Source organism: Halomonas sp. HG01 (assembly GCF_000968715.2).
In the GTDB taxonomy this organism is placed as follows: domain Bacteria; phylum Pseudomonadota; class Gammaproteobacteria; order Pseudomonadales; family Halomonadaceae; genus Halomonas; species Halomonas halophila.
The window spans coordinates 3,008,075-3,025,409 of record NZ_CP022134.1 but is presented as its reverse complement, the minus strand read 5'-3'; the positions used below and the strand labels follow the sequence as shown (position 1 = coordinate 3,025,409).

Here is a 17,335-nt window from a genome sequence, read left to right as displayed (position 1 = left end):
GGGCGCGACCGTGAACACCGCCGTGGCATGAGTGCGTCATGCCGCGCGCCATGAACGCAGCAACGAAAGGGGATGGGCGACCCAATGAGCACCACATCGTTCGAGGCGCTGGCCTGCCCGTTGGACGGCGACCCGCTGGAGTGCCGCGACGGCGCCTGGCGCTGCCCGGCCGGGCACAGCTTCGATATCGCCCGCCAGGGCTACGTGCACCTGCTGCCGGTGCAGAACAAGCGCTCCCGTGATCCCGGCGACAGCAAGGAGATGGTCGCGGCGCGGCGGCGCTTCCTCGAGGCCGGCCACTATCGGCCCATCGCCGAGGCGGTCGGCCGGGCCGTGCTGGCCGAAGCGCCCGCCGGCGGCACGCTGAGCTGCCTGGATGCCGGCTGCGGCGAGGGCTTTTATCTACGAGCGCTGCGCGAGCTTGCCAGTGTGGCGACCGAGAGTGAGACAGCGCAGGGCGGGGCGGCCACGCTGTCGCTGCTGGGCGTGGATATCTCCAAGTGGGCGGTGCTGGCCGCCGCCAAGCGCGAGAAGGCCGCCACCTGGGTGGTGGGCACCAACGCCCATCTGCCGGTGCAGGCAGAGAGCCTGGACCGCGTGCTGTGCCTGTTCGGCTTCCCCGTCTACCCGGAGTTCGCCCGGGTGCTGAGGCCGGGCGGCGAGCTGCTGCTGGTCGAGGCCGGGCCGGACCACCTGCGCGAGCTGCGCGAGATCATCTACCCCAGCCTCAAGCCGCCCCGCGAGGACGACGAGGCCGCGCCCGAGGGCTTCACGCGGCGGCCCGCCGAGACGCTGCGCTATACCATCGCGCTCGAGGGCGCCGAGCCCATCGCCGACCTGCTGGCGATGACGCCGCACCTGCACCGCGCCAGCGCCGAGGGGCGCGAGAAGGCCGCGGCGCTGACCTCGCTCACCCTCACCGTGGATGTGCGGCTGACGCGGCTGGTGCGCGAATAGCACGGGTCGGCCGCGTGCCAGCGTTTTCCTCCGGTGAGGCGAAGGGTCGCAGTTGATAGGGCGCTAACGTGGCGCCATGTTAGCGTAGACGCCTGACCCATCATTCCCAGGCCCTATCGCGGCGCCGAGGCGCGACGCGAGGGGCCGACAAGCGGAACCTAGAACATGAGCCAACTCGAAGTCTCCCCCCTGCGTCGTCCCCGCCGGCTGCGTCAGTCGCCGGCCATTCGTGATCTGGTCCGGGAGCACGACTTCTCCCTCAACGACCTGGTGCATCCGATCTTCATCGAGGAAGGCATCGACGAGCCCAAGGACGTGTCCGCCATGCCGGGCATCGTCCGCTACCCGGAGGCCATGGTCGAGGCCGAGATCAAGGAGCTGGCCGCGCTGGGCGTGCGCTACGTGATGCCGTTCGGCATCTCCCGCCACAAGGACGAGCTGGGCAGCGACACCTGGAACGACGAGGGCCTGCTGGCCCGCATGATCCGCACCATCAAGCAGGCCTGCCCGGAGATGGTGGTCATCCCGGACATCTGCTTCTGCGAATACACCAGCCACGGCCACTGCGGCGTGGTCGAGGACGGCCACGTCTGCAACGACGCCACGGTGGAGAACCTGGTGAAGCAGAGCGTCGCCGCGGCCCGGGCCGGCGCCGACATGCTCGCGCCCTCGGCGATGATGGACGGCCAGGTGCGCGCCATCCGCGAGGGCCTGGACGCCGCCGGCTTCGAGCAGGTGTCGATCCTCGCGCATTCCGCCAAGTTCTCCTCGGCGTTCTACGGCCCCTTCCGCACCGCGGTGGACAGCGAGCTCAAGGGCGACCGCAAGGGCTATCAGCTCGACATCGCCAACGGTCGCCAGGCGCTGGTCGAGGCGCTGCTGGACGAGGACGAGGGCGCCGACATCCTGATGGTCAAGCCGGGTACGCCTTACCTCGACGTGCTGGCCAACCTGCGCCAGCGCACCGATCTGCCGCTGGCCTCCTACCAGGTCGGCGGCGAATACGCCGGCATCAAGTACGCCGCCCTGGCCGGGGTGCTGGACGAGCAGCAGGTGGTGTTCGAGACCCTGGTCGGCTTCAAGCGCGCCGGCGCCGACCTGATCGTCAGCTACTACACCAGGCAGGTCGCGGAGTGGCTGGCGGGGAAATAGGCCCCGGCCAGCGCCGCGCACTGCCGCTAAGACGAAGAACCACCGCTTGAGAGGGCGGTGGTTTTTTGTGTGCGTGGCTGGGTGTCGGTCCGTGCCCCAATGGCGTGGATAATCGAGGCGGATGGCGAACGATAGACGGCCGCTAACGGGTTGATAGGATGCTAACGTGATCCCACGTGTTAGTCTGACGTCCATCATCCGATAGCCAGGAGGTCCCATGAGCCAAGGTAACGAGTACGTTCCGCCGAAGGTCTGGAGCTGGGAAAAAGCCAGCGGCGGCACCTTCGCCAGCGTCAACCGGCCCGTCGCCGGGCCGACCCACGACAAGCCGCTGCCGGTCGGGAAGCATCCGTTCCAGCTCTACTCCATGGGCACGCCCAACGGGGTGAAGGTCACCATGATGTTCGAGGAGCTGCTCGAGCTGGGCTACCAGGACGCCGAGTATGACGCCTGGCTGATCCGCATCGGCGACGGCGACCAGTTCGGCAGCGGCTTCGTCGAGGCCAACCCGAACTCGAAGATCCCGGCGCTGGTCGATCACGGCCCGGCCGAGCCGATCCGGGTGTTCGAGTCCGGCTCGATCCTGCTCTACCTGGCCGAGCGCTTCGGCGAGTTCCTGCCGGGCGATCTCAGCGGCCGCACCGAGACCATGAACTGGCTGTTCTGGCAGATGGGCAGCGCGCCCTTCGTCGGCGGCGGCTTCGGCCACTTCTACGCCTACGCGCCGGAGAAGCTGGAATACCCGATCGACCGCTACGCCATGGAGACCAAGCGCCAGCTCGACGTGCTGAACCGGCGCCTGGCCGAGTCGCCCTACCTGGCCGGCGACGAGTACACCATCGCCGACATGGCCGCCTGGCCCTGGTACGGCCAGCTGGTGCTGGGTCGCCTGTACGACGCCGCCGAGTTCCTGAGCGTGCACGAGTACGAGCACGTGCTGCGCTGGGCCAAGGCCATCGATGCCCGCCCGGCGGTGCAGCGCGGCCGCATGGTCAACCGCACCTTCGGCGAGCCGGAAACGCAGCTGCACGAGCGTCACGACGCCAGCGACTTCCAGCACAAGACTCAGGACGTTATAAGCTCCTAACCATCTGATCTTTGCACCCCGAGCGCCGTGGGCCTATGGTCCGCGGCGCTTATCGTTTCCGAAGAGGTCCAGATGTTCACTTTCCTGTTACCCCTGTGGCGTGGCTATCGCGACAGCTCACTGATCCTGCGCGTCACCGTCGCCCTGGTGCTGGGCGCCGCGGTCGGCCTGATCGGCGGGCCCGCCGTCGGCGAGGCGCTGGCGCCGCTGGGCGAGCTGCTGATGCGGCTGCTGAAGTTCATCATCCTGCCCATCGTGCTGTTCACCCTGATGTCCGGCGTCAACCAGGGCCGCAGCGGTAGCCTGGGACGCATCGGGCGCAAGGTGTTCTTCTACTACCTGGTGACCTCGGCGCTGGCGATCGTCGTCGGCCTGGCCGTGGCGAGCCTGCTGTCGCCGGGCGAGGGCATGACGCTCGAGGGCGCCGGTTCCATGTCGGTGCCGGAGAATCCCGGCATCCTCTCGGTGCTGCTGGGTATCGTGCCGACCAATATCGTCGAGGCCTTCGCCGACCAGAACCTGCTGGGCATCATCTTCACCGCCCTGGTGTTCGGCCTGGCCGTGGCCCGGCTGCGCCAGTCCGAGGCCCACGCCGAGCTGGGCGAGCGCCTGCACGGGCTGATCGAGGCGCTCAACGCCGCGACCCTCAAGGTGATGAGCGGCATCCTGCACGTGGTGCCGGTGGGCGTGTTCGCCATCGTCGCCGGCACCGTGGCCCAGCAGGGCCTCGGCACGCTGCTGTCGCTCGGCGACATGGTGGTGGTGCTCTACGTGGCGCTGGGCGTGCAGCTGCTGGTCTATCTCGGCCTGCTCAAGGGCTTCGGCGTGTCGGCGCGGCGCTTCTTCCGCGAGGCGCGCACGCCCATGGCCACTGCCTTCGCCACCCAGAGCAGCTCCGGTACCCTGCCGCTGACCCTCGATGCGGCGCGCCGGCTGGGACTCTCGCGCGGGCTCTACGGCTTCAGCCTGCCGCTGGGCGCGACGCTGAACATGGACGGCGCGGCGATCCGCATCGCCATCTCGGCGGTGTTTGCCGCCAACGTGGCGGGCATGTCGCTGGATCTGGCCAGCATGGCGCAGATCGTGGTGGTGGGCACCCTGATCTCGGTGGGCACCGCCGGGGTGCCGGGCGCGGGCATCGTGATGATCGCCACGGTGTTCTCCCAGGTCGGCCTGCCGATCGAGGCCGTGGCGCTGCTGACCGCCATCGATGCCCTGGTCGGCATGGGCTGCACGGCGCTGAACGTCACCGGCGACCTGGTCGGTACCGCCGTGATCGGCCGCAGCGAGGGCGAGCGCCTCAGCGAGCGGCCCGTCGAGGACGGCGAGTCGGCAGCGACGGCAGACGCCCGCGCCTGAGCGAGCCAGCGGCGGCGGGACACCCGCCAAGCGAGCATGAAAAACCCGCCATCCGGCGGGTTTTTCCGTTCTTCGCAGCGCGGTGACGCGGGGGCAGGGCGGCCGGGCCCTCAGCTCGAGGCGGCGTCGCTCGCCGGCGCCTGTCGCGCATAGCGCCGGGCCAGCACCGCGCAGACGAACAGCTGAATCTGGTGGAACAGCATCAGCGGCAGGATCATGGTGCCGATGGTCTGGGGCGGGAACAGCACGTTGGCCATGGGCACGCCGCTGGCCAGCGACTTCTTGGAGCCGCAGAAGACGATGGCGATCTCGTCCTCGCGGGTGAAGCCCAGCCGGCGGCTGGCGGCGATGGTGATGCCCAGCACGCAGGCCAGCAGCAGACAGTCGGCCACCACCATCACCGCCAGGTCCGAGGCCGACAGCCGCTGCCACAGCCCGGCGACCATGGCCTCGCTGAAGGCCAGGTAGACCACCATCAGGATCGAGCCGCGATCGACGACGCCGAGCCACGACTTGTTGCGCCGGACCCAGTCGCCGATCCGGCGCTGCAGCACCTGCCCGAGCAGGAAGGGCGCCAGCAGCTGCAGCAGGATGGCGCCCATGGCCTCCAGCCGGAAGCCGCCGCTATCCCCGGTGGCCATCACCACGCTGACCAGCAGCGGGGTCAGGAACATGCCCAGGATGTTCGAGGCCGAGGCCGCGCAGATCGCCGCCGGCACGTTGCCGCCGGCCATCGAGGTGAAGGCGATCGACGACTGCACGGTGGAGGGCAGCACGCACAGGAACAGGATGCCCATGGCCAGCGCCGGCGGCAGCAGGCCGGGGGCGAACAGTCCGATCAGCAGCCCCAGCAGCGGGAACAGCGCGAAGGTGCAGGCCAGAATCACCAGGTGCAGGCGCCAGTGGGTCATGCCCTGGATCACCGTGCGTGGCGACAGTCGGGCGCCGTGAAGGAAGAACAGCAGCGCGATGGCCAGTTTGGTCAGCCAGCCGAAGGCATCGGCGGCCTCGCCGTCGATCGGCAGCAGAGCGGCCAGGATGACGGTGGCGATCAGCATCAGCAGGAAACGGTCGATAGGCAGGCGTTGCAGCAGCGTCATGGGAGCCCTGGCGGCGAAGGATGAGCCATCATTCTATAAGGCTTGCCTGCTAATCGTAAGCCGTCGCAGCGGGGGGGCGTCGACGGCGCCGCGCTGGCCACGCAACTGGTGGGGCGCGCACAACGAAAAGGGCCCGCCGAAGCGGGCCCTCTTGCAGTGAACCCTGAGGTTCACCGGGTCATCGTGATCCGGGGATCAGTCGATGGCCTTGATGTTAGAGGCCTGAAGGCCCTTCTTGCCCTGAGTCACGTCGAAGGAGACCTGCTGGCCTTCCTGCAGTGACTTGAAGCCTTCAGCCTGAATTTCGGAGAAGTGGGCGAACACGTCATCGCTGCCGTCGGACGGAGAAATGAAGCCGAAACCCTTGGAATCGTTGAACCACTTGACGGTACCAGTAGCCATTTGAAAATCCTCTCGCGCTAAGCGCCTTGTAAAGTTTCTGGAATTACCCAGGAATCAGTAGCGGGTACAACAAGAAATACAATTACAGGCGGTCGAAACGAGTCGAATGCTTCTGGAACCATGCTGCTTGCTCACCAACTGGCGTCACAGTGTCACGCTGGCCGCCTCAGGTCAAAGACTTTCGAGCATTATTTTTCCGGGGGCGTCGACGAGGCGGGGTCGGCGGCCCGCCGAACGGGGCCGCGGGCACCTATACTGACAAGCCACAGGGCGACTCCCGGGAGGACACCATGGGCAGTCGGTTGATGAGAGGCATGATGGCCGGGTTCGTCGCCACCTTCGTGGTCTCGATGATCCTGGTGTTGCGCCTGGCAGCGGGGATCATGCCCTGGTACGACCCCATCGAGATCATGAACCTGGCCATGCAGGATGCGTTCGACACGCCGGACAGCCGTGAGCTGGCCTGGGGGATCCATTTTGCGGTGGGCACCCTGATCTGGGGCTTCCTCTACGGGCTTGTGACGCCCTACCTGCCGGGCCGCACCCACCTGCTGCGCGGGCTGGCCTTCGGGCTGATCAGCTGGCTGGTGGTGATGGTCACGGTCTTCCCGCTGGCGGGCTCCGGCCTGTTTGGCCTGGGCTTCGGGGCGATCGCCCCGCTGTCGATGCTGCTCGCCCACGTGGTGTTCGGGCTGGTGATCGGTGCCGTCTACGGGCGCACGCGCGGGGTGGTCTAGGCCCGGCACGAGCCGCCGCGGGTCAGCCGCCGACGCTGAGACGCCCGTCGGCGATGCGCCCGCTGGCCCCGTAACGCCAGGGGCGGTTGTGCAGGCCGTGGCCGCTGGGCAGGCCGGTGTAGAGCGGCAGGCCCAGCGGTGCCAGGGTCTCGGCGACGATGGCCTCGAGCGGCGTGTCGCCGTAGGGCCGGCAGCCTTCGAAGGTGCCCAGGCACACCGCGGCGGCGCGGTCCAGGGCGCCGCCGTGCACCAGCTGCCACAGGGCGCGCTCAAGGCGGTAGTAGGGCTCGCCCACGTCCTCGAGGATCACCAGCGAGCCGGGCGGAGCGCGGAAGCCGGCGGGCGTGCCGACCAGGCTGGCGAGGGTGGCGAGATTGCCGCCCACGACCGGCCCCTCGAGGGTGGTCGGCGCCTCCGCCCTGGGCGCGATGGGGTAGTCGAGAACGGTCGGCCCGGCGATCAGCGCCAGGGTCTCCTCGAACTGCTGGCGCACTATCCGTCGTTCGTCGTCGCTTCCCTCGAGCATGCCGGCGGCGGCCTTGGCCACCGGGCCGTGGATGGCCGGCACGCCGTGGCGGTGGCAGTGGTCGAGCAGCACCGTCACGTCCGAGTAGCCGATCAGCGGCTTGTTCGAGCGCGCCAGGCGACGCCAGTCGATGCCGTCGATCAGCTGGGCGGCCCCGTAGCCGCCACGCACCGCCCATACCGCCTGGGTCTCGGGATCGCCGAAGGCGGCGTGTAGCTGGTCCAGGCGGTACGCGCGGCTGCCGGCCAGGTAGCGCTGCGGTGCCTGCAATGGCGTCTCCAACCGCACCTCGACGCCCAGCGCCTCCAGGCCGCGCAGGCCGGCATCGATGGCCTCGGGGGCGGTGAAGGACGATGGGGCGATCAGGCTGACGGCGAGCGGCATGGCAGACTCCTCGTGGGGCGAAGGCTAGGCTCGGCATTGTCGGCGGGATATGGCCGGCTGTCACGGGCGTCCCCGCCGCATGTCATGCCTTCGACTGGCATGGCTCATCCCTTGTGACTGAGACGTTCTCAGGTGGCCCGCCGTAGCCCCCTTGGCTTGACTGAGAAGGCAGCGAGACGCGCTGCGCGACCGGTTCAGCGAGGGGAGGGCAAGCAGATGATGACGGCAATCGCGAAAAGAGCGCTGGCGGGGCTGGCCCTGGCAGGCCTGTCCGTCAGCGGTGTCGGGCAGGCCGAGGAAGTGGCGTCGATGAGCCTGCTGGAGGATGCCCTTGGCGCCACCTGGCCGGGCATGGTCGAGGGGGCCACCGTGGTCGACTGGCAAGGCGAGGTGCTGCAGGAGGGAGACAACGGCTATACCTGCATGCCCACGCCGCCGAGCATGAGCGGGCGGGCGCCCATGTGCCTGGACGAGGCATGGATGGCCTGGGCCCAGGCCTGGCAGAATCGCGAGCCCTTCACGGCGGAGCGCCTGGGCATCGCCTACATGCTGGCGGGCGACGAGGGCGCGAGTAACCTGGACCCGTACGCCGAGGGACCCACCGAGGACAACCAGTGGGTGGTCGAGGGGCCGCATCTGATGATCATCGGGCCGCCGGCGCTGCTGGAGGCCTTCCCTGCCGATCCCGACAACGGCGGCCCCTACCTGATGTGGAAGGGCACCGACTATCAGCATCTGATGGTGCCGGTGGACGCGCGCCCCTAGGCCGTGTGCGGGCGGTGTCGAATTCGGCGGCTGGAACACACCGCCTGAGCGGCGTCGGGGGACGAGCGCATGGAGGCTGTCGCTAGGTCAGTCGCGATCGGCGTCTTGCCGGTGGGGCCGAGGGGCGTCGAGGAAGTCGGCCAGGGCCTCCAGGGCGAGGGTCTGGAGGCGGGCGGCGTCGGCCCAGCATTTCAGGACGTAGCTGTCGAAGATCACGGAGTCGGACGGCATGGTGGCGGTCCTCTCTGGGGGGAGGTACCGTCAGTGTAGCGCGTTTTGCTGCGGTGCAGCATGATGATTCGATGACCGCTCGCCGCCCCGCCCGTGGCAGGGCGGCGGATCGCGCTCAGGGTTTGGGATCGGTGGCGGCCCGCTCGAAGAGTTCCGCCTTGGCATCGCGCATGATGTCCTCGCAGGCGGCCTGCTGGGTGAGTTCGGTGAGCAGTTCCTGGGCCATGAGGAAGCCCTTGCCGAGGCAGTCGTCGACGTCCTCCCGGGCCACCCGGGGCTCGGTGTGGCAGTCGAGCTTGATCGTTCTTCCACCGTCGTCCAGACGGTCGGCCAGCCGCCTCAGTCGCCAGGCGAGGCGAGTCCTCCAGCTGGCCGATGTTTCCGCGCCTTCGGTCACGCTCAGGGTGCAACGCCATTCGGGCTTGTAGACCTTCATGCGAACCTCCTTATCGGCTTTGGCTTGGAATGAATGATCGATCGTGGGGCAGGCTCCGTCGGAAGAAGAACACAGCGGCCGGCTCGGGGCCTGGCACCGTCTGCTCAGGTTAGTTGCACCTCGCCCAGCGCGCTTGTCAGTCGTTCCAGCAGCGCGCCGCTGTGGCGCCAGAAGTGCCAGTAGAGCGGCACCTCGAGGCAGTGCGACGGGGCCAGGCTGGCGAGTCGCCCGGCGTCCTCCAGCTCGGCCACCTGGCGTCGCGGCATCATGCCGTAGCCGATGCCGGCGGTGGCCAGGCGCACGAAGCCCTCCGACGAGGGGCAGAGGTGATAGGGAAAGGCGCCGTGATAGCCGCACTGGGCGAGGAAACGGTGCTGCAGCTGGTCGTGAGGGCCGTAGACGATCGCCGGAGCGTGGCGGAAGGCCGTCTCGGTGGGGCCGTCCGGGAAGTGGCGGGCGATGTAGGCCGGGGTGGCGTAAGGGTGGTAGACCATGGTGCCGAGCGGTACGCAGCGGGCGCCGGCGATGGGCTGGTCGCTGGCACACAGGCAGGCGGCCACCTCGCCGTCGCGCAGCCGCTTGAGGCCCACGTCCTGATCCTCGATGACCAGATCGAGCAGCAGCCCCTCGTCGCGGCACAGGTCGGCGACGGTCCCGGCCCACCAGGTGGCCAGGCTGTCGGCGTTGATGGCGATGCGCATCCGTGGCGAGGCGGCGTCCAGGGTCGGCAGGGCGTTGCGCAGGTCGCGTTCGAGCAGCTGCACCTGCTGGTAGTGGTTGAGCAGCTGGCGCCCCGCCGGGGTAGGGGCCAGCTGCGGATGGCGGATCAGCACCGGCTGGCCGAGGCGGATCTCCAGGGCCTTGATGCGCTGGGACACCGCCGACTGCGAGAGTCCCAGCGCTTCGCCGGCGCGCTCGAAGCCGCCGGTCTCGATCACCGTGGCCAGTGCCTCGAGCAGCTTGTAGTCGATCATAAGCAAAACTGATGCAGTATTAAGAAGATGATTTTTCAGTATAGCGATCCGCGGCTAGTCTGGCGCCATCGAAGGCCCGGGATTGCCCGGTGCCGTGAGGGAATCACCGGGAGATCGGGAGGATCGATGCTGGAGAGTTATCTGGCCGGGCTGGTGGTGTGCGGCGGGATCATCGTCGCCATCGGCGCTCAGAACGCCTACGTGCTGGGGCTGGCCGTGCGGCGCCGCTATCACTGGTGGTCGGCCGGTCTGTGCATGAGCACCGACCTGCTGCTGCTGACCGCGGGCATGTTCGGTATGAGCACGCTGCTGCTGGCGTTTCCCGGCACCCTGGCGGCACTGCGCTGGCTGGGGGTGGCTTTCCTAGGCTGGCTGGCCATCCAGGCGCTGTACCGGGCCGCCGCCGGACGAGCCGGCCTGGCGGTGGAGGCGGATGCGGCCAGGGACTCCGGCATCGCCCGGGTGCTGCTGGCGACGCTGGCGGTGACGGTGCTCAATCCCCAGGTCTATCTCGATACCCTGTTGCTGATTCCCTCCATCGGGGCCCAGCAGGACAGCGCCGTGGCCTTCGTGGTCGGCGCCGGTAGCGCCTCCATCCTGTGGTTCAGCCTGCTGGCCTGGGGTGGGGCGCTGCTCTCGCCCTGGCTGTCGCGGCCGCTGGCCTGGCGCTGCATCGACGGGGCCATCGGCATGATGATGGCGGCCATCGCCCTGCAGCTGGCCATCGCCCCGCCCGGGGCCATGGCCTGAGGATCGATCCTTAATATTAGCTTTTAATTATATGGAGATGGCGACTGGTTGGCCGACGTTCCGCCACAACTGGCGCGTCGCCAGTGCCCCGTGTCATGCGCTACAGTGACGGACTGGTGCCCGATCGGGATCGCGGGCGAAGCGGGAACACAACAAAGGATCGAAAATGGCCGGATGCCAATCGATCGTCCGGCTTGCCGGGCTGGTACTGGGGCTATGGATGGCCGCCGTGTCGGGAGGCGTGCTCGGTGCCTCGAGCGACTTCGTGAGGGTCGACGAGTACATGCAGCGCCACCCCGAGCAGCAGGCGCTCATGGCGGACCTGTCCGCCCGGGTCAGGGGGCCTGCGGTGCCGCTGTCCACGCCTCCTCTTCGCGAGATTCGCATTGCTGTCATCTACCCGGCCCTTCAGGCCTCGGACTACTGGCGACGCAGCCTGGCGTCGATGGAAGCCAGGCTGCGCGCACTGGACATGCCGTACCAGCTGAAGGTCTACATGTCGCGGCCGACGGTGGACGTGAACCTCCAGGCCCGACAGCTCACCAACGCCCTTCAGTGGCGCCCGGACTACCTGGTGTTCACCCTGGATACCGTGCCCCACCTGCGCATGATCGAGCGGGTGCTGGCGCTGGGCCGTCCGCGACTGATCCTGCAGAACGTCACCACGCCGCTGGCCGAGTGGGAAGACGATCCGCCCTTTCTCTACGTCGGCTTCGATCATGAGGAAGGCTCGCGCCTGATCGCCGAGTGGATGCTCGAGCAGGCCGACTATCGGGGCAAGTACATGACGCTGAGCTTCTCGTCCGGTTACGTCGGCCGCATGCGCAGCGACACCTTCGTGGGCATGGCGGGTCGCCATCCCGGGCTGGAACGGGTGGCCAGCATCAGCGCCGACGGCGACCCGGAAAGGGCCTACCGCGAGACCCTGCGCACCCTGGAGGCGCATCCCGACCTGACGATGATCTTCGCCGCCTCCACCGACGTGGCGCTGGCGGCGCTGCGGGCGCTGCGCGAGACCGATCGCCTGGATGTGCTGATCAACGGCTGGGGCGGGGGCTCGGCGGAGCTCGAAGCGCTGGGGCCGGGCGGGCTGGACGTCACCGCCATGCGTATCAACGACGACAACGGCGTGGCCATGGCCGAGGCGATGCGCATGGTGATGCTCGGGCAGCAGGCCCGGGTGCCGGCGATCTTCGCCGGCGATATCGTTCGCGTGACCCGCGACACGCCGCCCGAGCGCATCGACGAGCTGAAGCGGCGTGCCTTTCGTCTGAGCGAGTCGTCCGACGATGGCTAGCGCCGGCATGCGCTGGTGAACCCGGTCGGCCCGATGGCACGTGATTGCTACACTGAAGCCGTCACGCTCGCGGATGGCCGCCCGGCAGACATCGGGCGCAGGACCGTCCTGACACTTCCAGCTTTCTTCTATCGAGGTATCGCCATGCGTCATTGGTTTGCAGGATGCATCGTCTCGCTGGCCGCCGCGCTGCCGGCCGTCGCCCTGGCCCAGATGGAGCCCGTCGCGGCGCCGTCCGACGCCGAGGTCTACTTCATCTCCCCCGAGGATGGCGCCACCGTCAGCGGGCCCGTCACCGTGCGCATGGGGCTCGAGGGCATGGGCGTGGCCCCGGCCGGCACCGAGGCCGAGGCCACCGGCCACCATCACCTGCTGATCGACACGCCCCTCGAGGAGGTCGATCTTTCCCAGCCGCTGCCCTCCACCGAGCAGACCCGCCACTTCGGCGGCGGCCAGACCCAGGTCACCCTGGAGCTGCCGCCCGGCGATCACACCCTGCAGCTGCTGTTTCTCGACTATCGCCACCTGAGCTTTGAGCCGACCGTGGCCTCCGAGCCCATCACCGTTCACGTGGAGTAGGCGGCAGCGAGGGCGTACGCGACGCCTTTTTCCCCTTGCCCCGGAGCCGGCAGCTTTTTCCCTTGCCCCGAAGCCGGCAACTTTTCCCCTTGCCCCGAAGCCGGCAACTGGGTAGCGTCGCCCTCCCGCTTTCATGCCGTTCCAGACAGGTCCATCCCGTGACTGATGCCCCCTCCCAGGACGCCGCCGTCGGCGCCTTCTCTCGCCTGCCGCTCTCCGCCGAGCTGCTCGCCAACCTCGACTCGCTGGGCTATCGGCAGATGACGCCGATCCAGGCCGAGAGCCTGCCGGCGATGCTCGACGGACGCGACGTGATCGCCCAGGCCCGCACCGGCTCGGGCAAGACCGCGGCTTTCGGGCTGGGCCTGCTGTCGCGGCTCGCGCCGGCCAGTTTCCGGGTGCAGGGGCTGGTGCTGTGCCCGACCCGTGAACTCGCCGATCAGGTCGCCGAGGAGCTGCGCCGGCTGGCGCGTGGCCTGCCCAACATCAAGGTGCTGACGCTGTGCGGCGGTGCGCCCCTGGGGCCGCAGCTGGCCTCGCTGGCCCACGGCGCCCATCTCGTCGTCGGCACCCCGGGCCGGGTGGAGGAGCACCTGCGCAAGGGCAGCCTGGCGCTGTCGGACCTCGACACCCTGGTGCTGGACGAGGCCGACCGCATGCTCGACATGGGCTTCCAGGCGACCCTGGAGGCGATCATCGCCGCGACCCCCGAGAGCCGCCGGACCTGGCTGTTCAGCGCCACCTACGGCGACAGCGTGCGCCCGCTGGCCGAGGAGCGCACCCGCGACCCGGTCGCGATCTCGATCGAGGAGCCCCACGACGAGGACACCATCCGCGAACACTTCTACCGGGTGGCGGACGACGCGGCGCGCTTCGAGGCCCTGCGCCTGCTGCTGCTGCACCGGCGCCCGACCGCCAGCGTGGTGTTCTGCAACACCAAGCAGGAGACCCGCGAGCTCGCCGCCGCCCTGGACGACGCGGGCATCAGTGCGCTGGCGCTGCACGGTGACCTGGAGCAGAAGGACCGCGACCGCCTGCTGGTGCTGTTCGCCAACCGCAGCGCCTCGGTGCTGGTGGCCACCGACGTGGCGGCCCGGGGGCTGGACATCGCCGCGCTCGACGCGGTGTTCAACTACCGCATCGCCCGGGAGCTCGAGGTGCACGTGCACCGGGTCGGGCGCACCGGCCGGGCCGGCCACCAGGGCGTGGCCTTCACGCTGGTCGGTGAGAACGAGGCACATCGACTGGAACGGCTCGAGGCCTTCCTCGGCCAGTCTCTGGAGGCCGAGGCGCTGCCTCGCCTGCGGGGCGAACCGGCGCCCCTGCGGGCGCCCATGGCGACCCTGCAGCTCGGCGCCGGCAAGCAGCAGAAGATCCGCCCCGGCGACATCCTCGGCGCCCTCACCGGCGAGGGCGGCCTCGACGGGGCGCGGATCGGCAAGATCAAGGTGCTCGCGCGCAGCACCTACGTCGCCGTCGAGCGCGAGCTGGCCGAGTCCGCCCTGGCGCAGCTGAACGGCGGCCGCCTCAAGGGCCGTACCTTCCGTGCCCGCCGCATCAGCCGCTGACGGCCGGGCGGCGAACCTTGGGGCATCACGCTGGTCGAAAGCACGCTTTTTGACTCATCAAACAGGACGATGGCCCATGAAACGACTCTTTCAGTTTTCCTATTTCCTGGTGGTGGCGCTGTGGCTGGCGGGGTGTGCGGCCGTCGAGCGTTCACCCCAGGCCGAAGCGGCGCTCGGCGAGCTGCCGGCCAGCTATCGCGGCGAGCTGCCCTGTGCCGACTGTGCAGGGATTCACTACCGGCTCTCGCTGTTCCCCGACGGCGTCTACACCCTCTCGTCGGTGTATCTGGGCGACGACGACGGGCGCCGCTTCCATGAGCAGGGCGAGTGGTCGCTGGATGCCAGCGGCGAGACCCTGACGCTGAGCGGTGGCGGGCAGGGGCCTCGCCAGTGGCGAATCGTCGACGGGGGCGTTGCCCTCGAGATGCTCGATCTCGAGGGCAACGCGATCGAGTCCTCGCTGAACTACCGTGTGCAGCGCACGGGGCAGTTCGTCAGCGAGACCCTGGAGGATAGTTACTGGAAGCTGATCGAGCTGGGCGGCGAGCCCGTCGACGTGGCCGAGGGCGCGCGCGAACCGCATCTGGTCTTTCACGGCGAGCAAGGGCGGCTGGCCGGCTTCAGCGGCTGCAACCGCCTGGCCGGCGAGTACCGTCGCGAGGGCGATACCCTGAGCATTGGCACCGTGGCGAGCACGCGCATGGCCTGCGTGCCGGGCCACGATCTCGAACCGCGTTTCCTTGCCATGCTCGAGCACGTGGCCGGCTATCGGGTGCGGGCCGACTGGCTCGAGCTGCTCGACGCCGAGGGCGAGGTGATCGCGCGCTTCGAGGTGCGCCATCTGACCTGACGCCTGCGTGATCCGCGTCACCAACGACAAGCGGCCGGCTCCCTGGGGAGCCGGCCGCTTTCGTTCCTGCGCTGTCGTTGCTGGGCTTTCGTTGCTGGCCCTGGGGCTCAGGGATCGAGGCTCAGGGCAGCTCGGCGCTGTGGTAGACGTTCTGGACGTCGTCCACGTCGTTGAGCATGTCCAGCAGCTTCTCGAACAGCGCCACGTCGTCGCCTTCCACCGGAGTGGTGGCCTGGGGCAGGAACTGAATCTCGTCGGTCTCGAAGTCCAGTTCGCCGAAGGCGTCGATCAGCGCCTGCTTGGCCTTGGCGTACTCGGTGTGCGGCGCGAAGACGGTGATGTGGCCGTCCTCGTTCTCGATGTCGGTGACGTCGACGTCGGCTTCCATCAGCGCCTCGAGCACGGCCTCCTCGTCGCTGCCCTGGAAGGCCAGGATGGCGCAGTGGTCGAACATGTGGCTGACGCTGCCCGGGGTGCCCAGCTTGCTCTTGGTCTTGGTGAAGCAGGTGCGCACGTCGCCGATGGTACGGTTCGGGTTGTCGGTCAGGCACTCGACGATGACCATGGCGTTGCCCGGGCCGAAGCCCTCGTAGCGCGCCGGCTCGAAGTCCTCGCCGCCGGCGCCGCTGGCCTTGTCCAGGGCCTTGTCGATCACGTGGGACGGCACCTGGTCCTTCTTGGCGCGCTCGATCAGGCCGCGCAGCGCCAGGTTGCCGTGGGGGTCGACGCCGCCCTGCTTGGCGCAGACGTAGATCTCGCGGCCGTACTTGCTGTAGACCTTGGTCTTGGCGGCGGCCGTCTTGGCCATGGATTCCTTGCGGTTCTGGAAGGCCCTGCCCATTGCGTTTTCCTGTTGCGACTGTTCTCGGCACTGGATTCTACGAGACAGCGGGCGCCGGTGACAGCCCTGATTTTTCCCGCCGCCGGCGTCTACACTGGCCTCAGGCCACCCGCTGGAGTCCGCCGCATGGATCATCACGCCTATCGCCACGCCCTCGCCGAACGCCTGGCCGGCAGCGAGGTGCCGGTGCCCGAGGCCGAGCTCGACGCCCGCTGCCGGCGTCTGCGCGAGGCCATGGCCGACGCCGGACTGGACGCGCTGCTGCTCACCGATCCCGCCGATCTCTACTATCTCACCGGCTACCACACCTTCGAGGTCTCGGTGCACGCCTGCCTGGTGGTCGACGCCGCGCGCCTGGTGCTGCAGGTGCCATCCATCGAGACCGGCCCGGCGGTGGTCACCGCCCGGGTCGACGAGATCCTCGGCTATCGCTGGGAGAGCCCGGAGGAGGTGATCGCGCCGCTGGCCGAGACCCTGGCGCCCCATCGCGCCATCGGCCTCGACCCGCTGAGTGCCGGGCTGCGCCACGGCGTGCTGGCGCCGCTGCAGCAACGGCTCGGCGCCGAGCGGTTTCGCGACGATGGCGGGGCGCTGGTCGATGCGCTGCGGCTGGTGAAGAGCCCGTGGGAACTCGACTGCCTGCGCGAGAGCGCGCGGATCACCGGGCTCGGCATCCGCGCCGCCCGGGACGTCGTCGCGCCCGGCGTCAGCGACGGCGCGGTGGCGGCGGAGGGCGCCCGGGCGATGCTGGCGGCGGGCAGCGAGTTCATGAGCCTGCAGCCCATCGTCACCGTGGGGCCGCGCTCCGGCACCATCCACGTCAACCACAAGCGGCGCACCATCGGCGCGGGCGAGCCGGTGTTCCTGGAGTTCGGCTCGGCCTTCGAGCGCTATACGGCGCCGATGATGAGCACCGTCGTGGCCGGCCGCGCCGACGACGAGATGCGGGCGCTGCGCGACGCCTGCCGGGCCGCCTTCGAGGCGCTGTGCGCGGCACTGCGGCCGGGCAACACCTTCGACGATGCGGCCCGGGCCGGCGAGGCGGCCATCGCCGGCTTGAACGCAGGGATCGCCGAGCGAGCCTTCTTCTCCGGCGTCTTCGGCTACTCGGTGGGCGCCCAGTTTCCGCCCAGCTGGGTCGAGGGCACCGGCTATCTCGCCCGCGGCCAGCCCCGTGAGCTCGAGGCCGACATGGTCTTCCACCTGCCGCTGTGCCTGCGCCTGCCGGGGCGCTTCGGCATCGGCGTGAGCGATACCGTGCGCGTCACCCCGGGTGGGGGCGAGCCGCTCACCGACAACGACTGGCAATTGCACGAGCGGCCTTGAAGCTCGCGCGTGTA

General features: G+C 69.0%; 19 protein-coding genes. 12 read left to right on the top strand and 7 right to left on the bottom strand.

Annotated features, from left to right (window positions below):
• Positions 1–84: 84 nt before the first annotated feature.
• The 4 genes from UN84_RS14365 (at position 85) to UN84_RS14350 (ending at position 4,555) form a co-directional block, all read left to right on the top strand.
• Complete coding sequence (locus UN84_RS14365; protein ID WP_046078280.1) at positions 85–957, top strand: putative RNA methyltransferase; 873 nt, start codon at positions 85–87, stop codon at positions 955–957.
• A 165-nt stretch (positions 958–1,122) separates the two neighbouring features.
• Positions 1,123–2,109 (top strand): porphobilinogen synthase, encoded by a 987-nt coding sequence (hemB, locus tag UN84_RS14360; protein ID WP_046078279.1) that lies wholly within the window; start codon positions 1,123–1,125, stop codon positions 2,107–2,109.
• 217 nt (positions 2,110–2,326) lie between these two features.
• A complete protein-coding gene (gene yghU / locus UN84_RS14355) occupies positions 2,327–3,196 on the top strand; it encodes a glutathione-dependent disulfide-bond oxidoreductase (protein WP_046078278.1) in 870 nt (289 codons plus the stop codon).
• Positions 3,197–3,268: 72 nt separating this feature from the next.
• Positions 3,269–4,555: a dicarboxylate/amino acid:cation symporter gene (locus tag UN84_RS14350; RefSeq protein ID WP_173835020.1), complete on the top strand. Its 1,287-nt coding sequence runs from the start codon at positions 3,269–3,271 to the stop codon at positions 4,553–4,555.
• 110 nt (positions 4,556–4,665) lie between these two features.
• Here UN84_RS14350 and UN84_RS14345 read toward each other — a convergent pair whose 3' ends face one another.
• Together UN84_RS14345 and UN84_RS14340 are read right to left on the bottom strand one after the other, a co-directional pair.
• The gene (locus UN84_RS14345; RefSeq protein WP_046078275.1) at positions 4,666–5,655 is read right to left on the bottom strand and encodes a bile acid:sodium symporter family protein; all 990 of its coding nucleotides are present in this window, start codon (positions 5,653–5,655) and stop codon (positions 4,666–4,668) included.
• Between the two features lie 195 nt (positions 5,656–5,850).
• The gene (locus UN84_RS14340) at positions 5,851–6,057 is read right to left on the bottom strand and encodes a cold-shock protein (protein ID WP_016853567.1); all 207 of its coding nucleotides are present in this window, start codon (positions 6,055–6,057) and stop codon (positions 5,851–5,853) included.
• 314 nt (positions 6,058–6,371) lie between these two features.
• On the opposite strand from UN84_RS14340, the gene UN84_RS14335 reads away from it, so the two are divergent.
• Complete coding sequence (locus UN84_RS14335; RefSeq protein WP_152662829.1) at positions 6,372–6,794, top strand: DUF6789 family protein; 423 nt, start codon at positions 6,372–6,374, stop codon at positions 6,792–6,794.
• Positions 6,795–6,816: 22 nt separating this feature from the next.
• Here UN84_RS14335 and UN84_RS14330 read toward each other — a convergent pair whose 3' ends face one another.
• Complete coding sequence (locus UN84_RS14330; protein WP_046078273.1) at positions 6,817–7,704, bottom strand: S66 peptidase family protein; 888 nt, start codon at positions 7,702–7,704, stop codon at positions 6,817–6,819.
• Positions 7,705–7,920: 216 nt separating this feature from the next.
• Between UN84_RS14330 and UN84_RS14325 the strand changes: the two genes are divergently transcribed.
• Positions 7,921–8,469 (top strand): hypothetical protein, encoded by a 549-nt coding sequence (locus UN84_RS14325; RefSeq protein WP_202020701.1) that lies wholly within the window; start codon positions 7,921–7,923, stop codon positions 8,467–8,469.
• An 87-nt stretch (positions 8,470–8,556) separates the two neighbouring features.
• Here UN84_RS14325 and UN84_RS14320 read toward each other — a convergent pair whose 3' ends face one another.
• The 3 genes from UN84_RS14320 to UN84_RS14310 all read right to left on the bottom strand — a co-directional run bounded on the left by UN84_RS14320 (position 8,557) and on the right by UN84_RS14310 (position 10,110).
• Positions 8,557–8,700, bottom strand: coding sequence for a hypothetical protein (locus UN84_RS14320; protein WP_161796799.1), 144 nt, complete (start codon positions 8,698–8,700; stop codon positions 8,557–8,559).
• Positions 8,701–8,815: 115 nt separating this feature from the next.
• Positions 8,816–9,136, bottom strand: a complete 321-nt coding sequence (locus tag UN84_RS14315) for a hypothetical protein (RefSeq protein ID WP_046078272.1) — start codon at positions 9,134–9,136, stop codon at positions 8,816–8,818.
• A 104-nt stretch (positions 9,137–9,240) separates the two neighbouring features.
• The gene (locus UN84_RS14310; protein WP_046078271.1) at positions 9,241–10,110 is read right to left on the bottom strand and encodes a LysR family transcriptional regulator ArgP; all 870 of its coding nucleotides are present in this window, start codon (positions 10,108–10,110) and stop codon (positions 9,241–9,243) included.
• A 126-nt stretch (positions 10,111–10,236) separates the two neighbouring features.
• Here UN84_RS14310 and UN84_RS14305 point away from each other — a divergent pair, with 126 nt between their 5' ends.
• The 5 genes from UN84_RS14305 (at position 10,237) to UN84_RS14285 (ending at position 15,154) form a co-directional block, all read left to right on the top strand.
• The gene (locus tag UN84_RS14305; RefSeq protein ID WP_035597625.1) at positions 10,237–10,860 is read left to right on the top strand and encodes a LysE/ArgO family amino acid transporter; all 624 of its coding nucleotides are present in this window, start codon (positions 10,237–10,239) and stop codon (positions 10,858–10,860) included.
• A gap of 166 nt (positions 10,861–11,026) precedes the next feature.
• Positions 11,027–12,157 (top strand): substrate-binding domain-containing protein, encoded by a 1,131-nt coding sequence (locus tag UN84_RS14300; protein ID WP_052719294.1) that lies wholly within the window; start codon positions 11,027–11,029, stop codon positions 12,155–12,157.
• A 144-nt stretch (positions 12,158–12,301) separates the two neighbouring features.
• Entirely contained in the window at positions 12,302–12,736 is a 435-nt protein-coding gene (locus UN84_RS14295) for a DUF4399 domain-containing protein (protein WP_046078270.1), read from the top strand.
• 158 nt (positions 12,737–12,894) lie between these two features.
• Positions 12,895–14,304 carry an ATP-dependent RNA helicase DbpA gene (gene dbpA, locus UN84_RS14290; protein ID WP_046078269.1) on the top strand — a complete coding sequence of 470 codons (1,410 nt, stop codon included), beginning with the start codon at positions 12,895–12,897 and terminating at the stop codon, positions 14,302–14,304.
• A 76-nt stretch (positions 14,305–14,380) separates the two neighbouring features.
• Positions 14,381–15,154 carry an META domain-containing protein gene (locus tag UN84_RS14285; protein ID WP_046078268.1) on the top strand — a complete coding sequence of 258 codons (774 nt, stop codon included), beginning with the start codon at positions 14,381–14,383 and terminating at the stop codon, positions 15,152–15,154.
• A gap of 121 nt (positions 15,155–15,275) precedes the next feature.
• Here the strand turns inward: UN84_RS14285 and UN84_RS14280 are convergent, their stop codons facing one another.
• The gene (locus tag UN84_RS14280; RefSeq protein ID WP_046078267.1) at positions 15,276–15,995 is read right to left on the bottom strand and encodes a YebC/PmpR family DNA-binding transcriptional regulator; all 720 of its coding nucleotides are present in this window, start codon (positions 15,993–15,995) and stop codon (positions 15,276–15,278) included.
• Positions 15,996–16,121: 126 nt separating this feature from the next.
• Between UN84_RS14280 and UN84_RS14275 the strand changes: the two genes are divergently transcribed.
• Positions 16,122–17,321, top strand: a complete 1,200-nt coding sequence (locus UN84_RS14275; RefSeq protein WP_046078266.1) for a M24 family metallopeptidase — start codon at positions 16,122–16,124, stop codon at positions 17,319–17,321.
• Positions 17,322–17,335: the final 14 nt, after the last annotated feature.